This is a genomic window from Streptomyces sp. NPDC029296 (assembly GCF_055569255.1).
In genome coordinates this window covers 36,145-46,672 of sequence record NZ_JBVHXT010000058.1, presented here as the reverse complement: position 1 = coordinate 46,672, position 10,528 = coordinate 36,145, and the positions used below count along the sequence as shown (strand labels likewise).

Annotated in this window: 6 protein-coding genes, 1 pseudogene and 2 CRISPR repeat arrays; all 7 genes and pseudogenes read right to left on the bottom strand. The window is 69.4% G+C overall.

Annotated elements, in window-relative coordinates:
- Nucleotides 1-116: 116 nt before the first annotated feature.
- A CRISPR array of direct repeats spans nt 117-1,028; the repeat unit is 37 nt; unit sequence GTTGCGATCCTCGGCCGCCCCGGAGGGCGACCGCCAC.
- Nucleotides 1,029-1,217: 189 nt separating this feature from the next.
- The gene (gene cas2, locus ACZ4W9_RS36380; protein ID WP_249460137.1) at nt 1,218-1,508 is read right to left on the bottom strand and encodes a CRISPR-associated endonuclease Cas2; all 291 of its coding nucleotides are present in this window, start codon (nt 1,506-1,508) and stop codon (nt 1,218-1,220) included.
- The gene (cas1c, locus tag ACZ4W9_RS36375; RefSeq protein WP_467943076.1) at nt 1,508-2,542 is read right to left on the bottom strand and encodes a type I-C CRISPR-associated endonuclease Cas1c; all 1,035 of its coding nucleotides are present in this window, start codon (nt 2,540-2,542) and stop codon (nt 1,508-1,510) included. The genes cas2 and cas1c overlap by 1 nt, the downstream gene beginning before the upstream one ends.
- A pseudogene (locus ACZ4W9_RS36370) lies at nt 2,539-2,865 on the bottom strand (CRISPR-associated protein Cas4); the annotation flags it as partial. The pseudogene ACZ4W9_RS36370 and the gene cas1c, both read right to left, overlap by 4 nt.
- 339 nt (nt 2,866-3,204) lie before the next feature.
- Complete coding sequence (gene cas7c / locus ACZ4W9_RS36365; RefSeq protein WP_467943074.1) at nt 3,205-4,074, bottom strand: type I-C CRISPR-associated protein Cas7/Csd2; 870 nt, start codon at nt 4,072-4,074, stop codon at nt 3,205-3,207.
- A gap of 106 nt (nt 4,075-4,180) precedes the next feature.
- Complete coding sequence (gene cas8c, locus ACZ4W9_RS36360) at nt 4,181-5,956, bottom strand: type I-C CRISPR-associated protein Cas8c/Csd1 (protein ID WP_467943072.1); 1,776 nt, start codon at nt 5,954-5,956, stop codon at nt 4,181-4,183.
- A gap of 7 nt (nt 5,957-5,963) precedes the next feature.
- Nucleotides 5,964-6,638, bottom strand: coding sequence for a type I-C CRISPR-associated protein Cas5c (gene cas5c, locus ACZ4W9_RS36355; RefSeq protein ID WP_467943070.1), 675 nt, complete (start codon nt 6,636-6,638; stop codon nt 5,964-5,966).
- Nucleotides 6,639-7,460: 822 nt separating this feature from the next.
- Nucleotides 7,461-9,749 (bottom strand): CRISPR-associated endonuclease Cas3'', encoded by a 2,289-nt coding sequence (locus ACZ4W9_RS36350; protein ID WP_467943078.1) that lies wholly within the window; start codon nt 9,747-9,749, stop codon nt 7,461-7,463.
- 395 nt (nt 9,750-10,144) lie between these two features.
- Nucleotides 10,145-10,475: a CRISPR direct-repeat array (repeat unit 37 nt; unit sequence GTTGCGATCCTCGGTCGCCCCGGAGGGCGACCGCCAG).
- Between the last annotated feature and the right edge of the window lie 53 nt (nt 10,476-10,528).

Sequence of the window (10,528 nt, the reverse complement as noted above, 5' to 3'; positions counted from 1 at the left end):
ACAGCAGCAGACTCACGGCCGACACCCCGTCACCGCATCAGAAATGGTGCACTTTCATCCGTACGAGGTGGTGCACGTTCGCTTGTACGCCGACAATCCGGGGCGAGATCAACGCCGTTGCGATCCTCGGCCGCCCCGGAGGGCGACCGCCACGCGCCGGTTCGGTTGGTCGGTGTGGACGGGTGTGCTGTTGCGATCCTCGGCCGCCCCGGAGGGCGACCGCCACCTCGGTAAGGTCGGGGCTGGCGGCCGGCGCTGGGTCGTTGCGATCCTCGGCCGCCCCGGAGGGCGACCGCCACGCGAAGAGCTCTGGAAGGCCCTCGACTACCTTCGGCCGTTGCGATCCTCGGCCGCCCCGGAGGGCGACCGCCACGTGGCGGTGACCAGGGTGTTGACGGTGTCGGGGATGTTGCGATCCTCGGCCGCCCCGGAGGGCGACCGCCACGTCGCCGTCATGCCCAGGCTTTTTGAGCCCGTGTAGTTGCGATCCTCGGCCACCCCGGAGGGCGACCGCCACTTGGACGGCGCGCATGGCGGCTTGGCGGGTGACGCCGTTGCGATCCTCGGCCGCCCCGGAGGGCGACCGCCACGCACGTGCAGCGCCGGCAGGCGCGCGGGAACCAGTTGTTGCGATCCTCGGCCGCCCCGGAGGGCGACCGCCACACAAGCAGGCCGAGGCCACGGCGGCGACCGTCGCGGAGTTGCGATCCTCGGCCGCCCCGAAGGGCGACCGCCACGCTGTTCCCCCAGTCCGCACCGATAGCGCCGTCGTTGTTGCGATCCTCGGCCGCCCCGAAGGGCGACCGCCACCTGACGTGGATCCGCTGCTCGGCGAGGATGGCGCGGTTGCGATCCTCGGCCGCCCCGAAGGGCGACCGCCACCAGGTCGTGGGCGCCCTTGCCGTTGCCGGACTTGGAGTTGCGATCCTCGGCCGCCCCGAAGGGCGACCGCCACGTTCGTCGGCCAGGACGAGGGGGCGTTGGTACCGAAGTTGCGATCCTCGGCCGCCCCGAAGGGCGACCGCCACGTTGCCTGAGCAGCAAAATCAGCCTACCGCTCGCTCCCGATTAGTGGAGCGACAGGCGACAGAGCTATGGAATGCGGACATTTAGCTTCGGTGCGATCCGCGTGTCGCGTGTGTGCTTCCGGTTCCGAAGCAGGCGGGCGGGAGGAAGACGCATCCGCCCGTCGGTCGTCTAGCGGGCGTCATGGTCCGTCAGAGTACAAGGTCTCCACGATGGGGCTGGACCTGTGCGATGCCGAGAGTCTGGACGTGGTCGAAGCCGTCGGCGGGCAGCCGGTAGAGCCGGATGCTGTCGGTGTCGGAGTCGATGATCTGGTCGAGGTCATGGAGGAGGGTGAGGAGTGTCTTTTCATCGGCGATGATCTCGAAAACGGATTTCTGGACCCGCAGGCCGTGGCCTTCACAGAGTTTCGCGACGCGGCGAAGGCGGCGTTGGCCAGCTGGGCTGGTGGTGTCGACGTCGTAGGTGAGCAGCAGGTCCATCAGGCGGCCGTCCAGGGGAGATAGCCGGGGAGTTCGCCTCTCAGATGGCGCGCGAGGATGCGGGCCTGGATGACTGGGAGGAGGCCGGCGGGTACTGCTCGGCCGGCGATGGGGTGGTCCCAGGTCTGGGTCTTCCATTCTTGCCAGGCTGCGATCAGTTCTTTGCGGCCGTCCTCGGTGAGGCTTACGGCGCCACCGCTGAGGTGGTCGAAGTGGCTGGCCCGCAGTTGTCGACGGTTGAACTGTGTGAGGGTGAAGCGGTCGGCGAGGACAGGGCGGAATTCTTCCATCAGGTCCAGGGCGAGGGCCGGTTTTCCGGGGCGGAGGCCGTGGAGGAACCCGAGGTACGGGTCGAGGCCGACCTGTTCGAGGGCACCGTGGACGAGGCCGCGGAGGAGGCCGTAGGTGAAGGAGAGTGCCGCGTTGACGGGGTCGGTGGGCGGGCGTCGGTTGCGGTGGGTGAAGGGCGGCAGGTCGGTGGTGGGACTCAGGATGTGGGGGAGGGCGGCGAAGTAGTTCCGGGCTGCCTGGCCTTCTGTGCCCATGACGACGTCGATGGACTCTGCGGCGCCGAGTTTGCCGATAGCCTCGGCGAGGTCTTCGGCGGCGTTGCGAATGTGTTCCCGGCGGGCGGGTGCAGCGTCACGGGCGGCTCGGAGCAGTATCCACCGGCTGTTGCGGATCTTGCCGGCCACGATGTTCCGGGCGATGCCGAGGCGGGTGTCGGTGTCGTCATGGCGTTGGTGCTGTGCGTGACGGAGAAGGACGTTGCCGTGGACGGCGCCGTCGAGGCGGGCCAGGTAGCGGCCTCCTCTGCTCATCCAGGTGACGGGTCGCTTGTCCTGTGCGCAGCGGGTGATGAGTTCTGTGGAGAGGTTGACGTGGCCGTAGACGACGATGCCGTTGAGCCGTCGCAGGGGCAGTGTGCGGCGTCCCGGGGTGTCGGGGAGGTGGATACGCAGGGTGTCCTGGTCCAGCCGCAGGTCGGTGCCCTGAGTTTGGACGTAGAGGGTGTTGAGGAGTTCGGTGGTCACTCGTCGTCGTCCTGGGTGTGGTCGATGAGATACAGGTCGTGCAGGGCCTGCTGGTAGCGGTGGGTGCCTGTGAGGAGTTTCGGCATGCAGTCGGTGGCCATGGAGCAGCGTCGGCAGCGGCTGTCGGCGACGGGGGGCGGGAGCGTGTGGTTGTGGCTGAGGAGGCTGCGGACGGCGTTCGTCGCGTCGAGGACGCGGGTGCGCAGGGCCTCATCGACGGTGACGGTGTGGCGTCGCCGGTCGGTGCCGGAGTAGATGGCTGCTGTGGTGACCGGTTGTTTGAACATGTACTCCAGGCACATGGCCTGGGCGGCGACCTGGACGTCGGCGGGGCCGCCGGGGTGGTAGCGGCCCGATTTGTGTTCGACGGGGAGGACGGTGCCGGTCTGCGTGCAGTTCGACGGTGTCGCAGATCCCGGTCAGCCCGTGGCCGTCGTGCCAGACGGGCAGGGCGTGGAGGGTGCGCACGGTGCCGCGGCCGCGGTTGCCGGGGGTGTCGACGCGCTGGTGGAGGAGGGTGCCGCGCACGGTGGCCGCGTCGTCGGTGAAGGAGTCCTCAAGGAGGATCAGCCCGCACTGGCGTGGGCAGTAGGTGTAGTGCTCCAGGGCGGAGAGGGGGACCTGGGCCGGCTCTGCCTCTCCGCCCTGGCGGGATGTGACGGTCATCCGATCAAGGTGGTGAGCGAGACACCTTCGGGCAGGTCGGCTTGGCGGACGTCGACCTGGTAGTCGCTGAAGGCGCGGGCGGTGGCGTCGCCGGGTCCCTTGACGGAGACGCGGTCGAGGAGCTGGCGGGCGGGGGCCCTGCCGAATTTGTCGTCGTGGGTGAAGACGTACAGGCCCCGGAGGTTGAGTTCGCCGCGGGCCGCGGCGCGGTCGTGGTCGAACATGAGAGTGAAGGCGCGCCAGAACATGACGAGGTCGTCGCTGGTGACGCCGGTGCGGCCGGCGAGGGGGGCGCTGAAGTGGCCTTCCCCGCGGTAGAGGCCGTAGGGAATGATGTGCTTGGAGCCCATCTCGGTGGTCTTCTTCTCGAGGTCTTCGCTCTTGGTAGGGGCGACGCGGGTGATGCCGAATTCGAGGGGCGTGATCGGGTCGACCGTGCGGGAGAAGGTGAGCTGGATCGGGCCGCGGACGCGGCCGGCCTGGCGGTTCTTCTGTCCGGTCGTCATGACGGCGCCGAACATGCGGACGTCGAAGAAGGTGCGGCACATCCACTGCTGTGCGTCCATCTGGCTGGCCTCGGAGCCCGCGGCGTCGGCCGCGTAGGCGCGTTCGTGCTGGCTGTTGAGGGCGACGCCGGCTTCGACGTAGATGTCATAGCCGGGCTTTTTCTCCTCCTCGTTGAGGAGGGCGACGGTGTTGCGGATCTTCCGCTTGAGGGCGACATCGGTGATCAGGCCCTGTCCAGAGACGGGGTCGGTGCGGGGCATGCCGCCGGCATCCGGATCGCCGTTGGGGTTGCTGTCACGGGCTTCGAGGAGGAAGACGAAGTCCATCTTGCGGTTCGGGTCGAGGTGAGGGCTGGTCATGGCGTTCTCCGTAAGGGGTGCGAGCTGAGGGTCCGAAACCGCGGCTGTTGCGGCACGGGCCAAGAACGGACGTGCGTGAGGAAGTGTGATGCCCGGGCGGGGCCTGTTACCCGGCCTCGGCAGCGGCGTCGTGGGCGGCCTGGTCCTTGTTCTTCTTGTGCGCGGCCTTGGCTGCGAAGTCCGCGGCGCGCTGGTGTTCGTAGCCGAGGACGAACTTGGCCTGCTGCTCGGTCGTGAGGAGGGTGGGGATGCCGTCGTGGGGGTCGAAGGCGGCGAACGTCTCGGCCAGCCTCCTGCTGAGCGCGGTGTAGGCCGCCTTGTTGTCGCGGCGCAGCCGTTTGAGGTGGGCGTTGGCGCCCAGCCGCAGGGTTTTGATCACGGCAGCCGGCGCGGTCATGGCGGTGCCGAAGAATTTGTCGCCGATGGTGGCCTTCACGTCCGGCAGTGCCGCGTACTGGATGGCTTCGAGGACGGCGAAGACGCGCCCGCACAGGTAGCCGGGATCGAGCTGAGCGGAATCGAGGCGGTCGGCGGGGGCGGTCACCTGGTGGTCCTTCCGGTTCGGGTGGAGCGCGAGGCGCAGCAGGGCGATGCGCGGGGGATCGACGTGCCGGTCCGCGCGGATGCGCTGCAGGAGGTGGGGCAGGAGGCGAGCCGGGACCGGATTCCGGGTCAGACCCGCGTGCAGGAGTTCCTGCTCCAAGCCCTTGGGGGCGCTGCCGGTGGCGTACTTGTTCGCCTTGGCGTCCCAGCGGCCTGCGGCCAGGGCGAGGCGCCACAGCGGGAAGTAGCGGTAGGTGTGGTTCCAGCCGTCGTAGACGCGGTGGTGTGCGAACCAGGCGCCGAGGTGGTTGCGGAGCCGTCCGACGGGGATGTCCAGCCAGTCCAGGACGACGGCCCGGGCGTTGTTGAGGCCCAGGGTCAGGGCGTAGTAGGCGTTGGGGTCGATCCGTTCGGCGGTGGCCGGGTCCGGGTGCTCGTGCAGCGAGGTGAGGAGCCGGGCCACCGCGGCGTCGGTGGGGGTGTCCAGCGTGTCGAAGAGGTCGTCGGCCGGCTCGCGTGTCCACCACACGGTGACCGAGTCGGTGGCGCGACGGCGGTTCGTGTCGCTGGCGAGCAGCAGGTTCAAGGCGGCCATGGCCCGTCCGCCGCACCGCTCGCACACGGGCGTGTTGACCAGCTGCAGGGCGCCGCCTCGTCCCTGCGCGGCGGCGTTGATGGAGACGAGCTGGGCGTCGCGGCCCCGGCCGGCGGTGGGGATGGCCCCCGATTTGATGCTTTCGGGGATGGTGCTGAGCAGTTCCCCGTCCTTGCCGCAGACCAGGCATAACCCGGCGGCGTTCTTGCCGGACTTGCGGGTCCGTACGCTGTTCGCCCACGCCTCGCGGACGCTGGACAACTGGTGCAGCCAGGTGTTGCCGTGCGCCACCAGGGCGATGTTGTCGGCGGCCGTCATCTCCTGCGGCGCCTCAAGTCGGTGCAGGACACCCGTGGTGACGAACGTGCGTACCGCCGTGGCGTACGGGTCGTCCGGTGCCGCATCCGCCCAGGCCAGCAGCAGGTCGGCGTAGGCGTCACGCCGGCGCCAGCCCTCCTCGGCGGCTCGCTCGGTCACCGGTTTGCCCGGGGCCTGCTTGGGCAGAGCGAGGACGTACTGGGCCGTGTCCACCATCAGGTACGGCGGCGGCATCGTCCCGGACCGGTAGGCGTACGGGGCGGTCGTCTCCAGCGGCTTCTCACGCAGTGAGACGAAGTCGGCCTCGGTTCCGTCCTCGTTGAGCTGCAGAATCCACTGGATCCGCTTGGGCCGGTAGTACGGCGGCGGCAGCTCGCCGTCCGCCTCGGCACGCGCCGCGTACTCGTTCAGACGGTGCAGGAGCATTCCGTGCTCACCGCCCCGTGCCGGGGCCGTCGGCACGCCACGCGGACGAAGCCGGCATGGCGATCTTGTCCGCGCCCAGCGGGGCGACGGGCACCGGCACCACGCCCTGGTGCAGCTGCGCGTGGAACCAGCGGTACCGCTCCCCGCCGGAGGCGGGATGGATGATGGAGTGCAGCATGACGCCGAGTTCTTCGTCGCGGTCGATCGGCCGGGCGTCCGTCTGCGGCCCGAAGGAGGCGCTGAACTCCCGGCAGCCGAGATAGGGCTCGCAGAAGCAGGCGCCCTTGTCGACGCGCCGGCGCAGCTGATCGCGGTACTTCTGCTCGGGCACGTCCGCGGCGTGCGGAGCACGCAGGATCTGCGCGCGAATGCGGTAATGCACATCGCGCAGGAGCATGCTGTTGCGCTGATCGCGGTCGTTCTCGACGTCGTAGCGACGCCCGGGGGTCTTGCGCAGCGCGGCGACCTCCGTGGCGCTGATCACGGACTTCACCTCGTTGCGCCGGATCTTCGTCCACTCGATCGGCTTCAACACCTCGATCGCCGTGATGACGTACGCCATCTCCGGCTTCCAGAAGATCGCCTCCAGCACCCCCACCGCGGCCGACGGAGTCATCACCGGGTACGAGACCCGCTCCACCTTCAGCTCGGGCCGGGTGAAGCAGGCCAGAGGCCCGGACACCTCCACCACCAGATCGGGAAACGTCCATCCCCCGTTGCCCCGGCGATCAGCTGAGGCAGGGGCCGTGCGAACGGCCATACAAAACCCCCAAGTTGCTTGCCCTGCCTCCGAGTTGCCGGAGGCGTCGTGGTGACAGCGAAGAATAGGACCCGGCACTGACAACGTCCTCTCACCAGCGGCTTTCCACGAAATGCCGCTACCGGCTGGAGCACCGAAGGGAGAGGAGCGCGAGAATCTCTCCGGGAGGGGGCCCTCCCGCCGGCGCCGTATGCGCCTTCTGGGAGGGCCTCCCGTCGAGGCCGCTTCAGCCGATCGCGAGCCGCAGTTTGATCCTGAGCCTCCTGACCACAACGACGACCAGGACGAGAATCTCAACGGACAAGGGCACCGCATCTGTTGCTGGAGTAGTAAGCACGGTCCTGCTTCCCTTTCCCTTCATTGAATTCACTGTGGTTTAGCTAAAGCGTAGAGCCTAGGATTGCGACCGTAGGGGAGGCCGGTGGGGCGGGAGGGCAGTTTCACCAGAGATAGCCCTGGGATACGACGAGAGACGTACCCGGACGTAGACGTGGGGGGGGGGGGGGGGGGGTGGGCCCCCCCCCCCCCCCCTCGCCCCCCCCCCCCCCCCCCCCCCCCCCCCCCCCCCCCCCCCCCCCCCCCCCCCCCCCCGCGCTCGCTGATCGACCGGACCAGCTAGACCACCCTGAACTCAATGTTGCGATCCTCAGCCTCACCCCGGTCAGAAGCCGGGGAGGCTGCCACAGGCCCGCATCAGGCCACTCGCCTATCGTGGCACGCTGGCGGCCGTCCCCGGCGAGTCAGTCACACCACGCCGTACGCGTCGAGGCTCTCCGGCTCGTCGGGGTCCAGACCGCGCTGCTCGTGGTAGGCGCCGTGCCAGAGCAGCAGGTCGCCCGTCACGGGGACGGCCAGTCCGCAGCGCAGCGCGGCGTCGGCTTCCCTCTTGGGCAGGGAGGCCGTGTGCTGCTGGAGGCTGCGCAGCACCTCCGGGCCGCAGGGCCGGTACGGATCCGTCAGCTGTGCGACGGCTTCTTCGATCTGCTCCCGGTCACGCTCGTCCCGGATGACGACCACCGGGACACTGTGCTCCTCTTCGATCATCTGGAACTCACGGTCCACCTTGGGGAAGTCAAGGGCGCGCCGCAGTTTCTGGATGTGCGCTCCGAGCCCCGCTTCCGGGTCCCCGCCCTGCTGGTAGGCGTAGCGCCGCTGGTAGTAGTGGTGCAGTGCGTCGAGATCGTCCGGCGCGGCGAGCGGATGCGGTCCGAAGAACTGTTCCCCGGTCTGCACCGCGGTGCGGTACTCGTCGCTGCGCGGCCGGCCGCCGTCTGCGGGGTCGAAGACGATTACGGTGCCGGAGGGCAGGCGTCCGTCGCGGTTGCAGCGTCCGGCCGCCTGCTGCAGGGACTCCGGCGGCGCCCACGCCCGGTACACGCGTGGGAAGTCGACGTCCACCCCCGCCTCGATCAGACTGGTCGACACCACCTGGACCGGCTCCCCCCGGCCGAGCAGTTCACGGATCTGCGCGATCACCTCCCGGCGGTGGGCGCCGGTCATCCGTGTCGACAGGTGCAGCACCGGGCCCTGGGCGAAGGCGGCTTGAAGGTGACGGTGGAAACGGGCTGCATCCCTGGTCGTGCCGACCACCGTCAGCACCTGCGGGTGCGTCGCCGCCTCCCGGGCGATGCTCTCCAGCGTGACGTCCTGCCCCGTCCGCCACTCGTATTCCACCCGGCGCAGGGCGTCGAACAGCGCCGCCGGGTCGTCGATGACCGCTTTGCGCTCCAGCCCCTTCCACGCCGACAGCTCCCAGAACGACGGCTGGGTCGCCGAGACCAGCAGCACCGTGACCCCGAAGTGGTCCACCAGCCCCCGCAGCCCGCTCAGGATCGGCGCGAGAAGACGGTCCGGCAGCGCCTGCACCTCGTCCAGGACGATCACCGAGCCGGCCAGGTTGTGCAGACGCCGCATCTGCGACGGTTTGTGTGAGAAGAGGGACTCGAACAGCCTGACCGTGGTGGTCACCACGAACGGCGCGTCCCAGTTCTCTGCCGCCAGCTTCGCCGTCCGGGCACGCTGCCGCAACGCCTCGCGCTGCTCCTCGGCCATCTCGCCGAACCCAGCCTCCTCCACGTCGAGGTCCACCGCACTGTGATGCTCCAGCACCACCGCCGGCCCGCCGCCCGTGTCCTCGGGGTCGAGCAGGTCCCGGTACACGGCCGCGTTCTGCTCCGTGATCGAGATGAACGGCACCGCCAAAACGACACGGCGCTTGCCATGCTGTGCCGCGTGCCGCAGCGCGAAGGCACCCCCGGCCATGGTCTTCGCCCCACCGGTGGGGACCTGCAGCACATACACGCCCGGCTCGCCCGCCGCCGCCGCGCACGCCCGCTCGTACACCGACTGCCGCAGCGCGTCCACCGGCGAGGACTCCCGCCCCGCCAGGTACCGCTTGCGCCGGACCTCATAGCGCTCCACCAGCGCCGCCATGTCCGCCCGCTCCCCCACCCGCACCGCCGCACCCTCGAAGTGGGCGGACGTGTCGAGGTAGTCCGCGTCCACGACACAGGAGAACAGCATCCTCACCAGCAGGTCCAGCCCCAACCCCTGCTCCCGCCTCGGCAGGTCAAGCAACCAGCCGGGCAGGGTGATCCGCGACGAACGGTGAATCTCCGGAACAATCCCCTCCACAGCACGGACCGCCTCCTGAACCCGCGCAGCCTCCGAACCACCCGGACGGCCCTTGTGCAACTCGTCCCGCAGCCGCTCCAGGTCCGGAAGCCCGCCGTGATGCCCGAACACCACCGCCGCACACGCCAACTGCGTATACCGCTCCGCCAGCACCGTGCCGGCATGCTTGTGCCCAACCCCCACCCTCCCCCCACCTCCGCGCGCCTCGACGGCCCGGAGCCCGTCCTGCCACGCACACGTCCCCTTGCCTACGTCGTGCACCAAGGCCAGATACTCCGCCAACTCCCCGGCCCCGAACACCTCCCCGAAACGCCGCGCCAACGCAGCCGAGCCACGCAAGTGGTCCTCCAGCGTGTGCCGTACCCCCGAGACACCACTCAAGCTGTGCGCATACAACACACCCGCCACTACACCCTCCCCTCCCCCACCAGACGCACGGCGCCCTCCGCGCCAAGACCAAGACCGTATCCGCCCCCTCGGACACCAGCCGGCCACAGACCCGAATCAGCACCCACCAAATCCCTGGCCCATACCGGGACATCGAGCCGCGAAGCCGCCCCATCCCTCTGACCTGTCAGCCACCGCCTCTCCAGCGCCCCGGTCAAAGCCAGCAGGAGCACCGAAGACCCGATGGCGCAAGAGGTCCAACTCACCGACCAACGGCGCCCAGGCCAACCACGAGGAGACGACCACCACACCTTGGCTACCGACCCGGTGTGCATTGCGATCACCGGTCGCCCGCGAAGACGACCGACAGCATCGCGTCCCGGCCGGACAATCCGATGGTGCGGAACGTTGCGATCCTCGGCCACCCCGGAGGACGACCGCCAGCCCCGGCGGCTACCGCTCAGGCCCCCACCGTTCTGGAGTTGCGATCCTCGGTCGCCCCGGAGGGCGACCGCCAGGCTGGATCGTCGTCGCTCCGCCTCCGTAGACAACACCGTTGCGATCCTCGGTCGCCCCTGAGGGCGACCGCCAGACATGGGGCGTCTCCGCTCCTCTGGCAGACATGGTGGGTTGCGATCCTCGGTCGCCCCGGAGGGCGACCGCCAGGCGATCGGCCTGGAGTGGACGGACGGCGACATCAAGTTGCGATCCTCGGTCGCCCCGGAGGGCGACCGCCAGTCGATGTAGCAGTTGGTCGTGTCGTTGGGTCCGTAGTTGCGATCCTCGGTCGT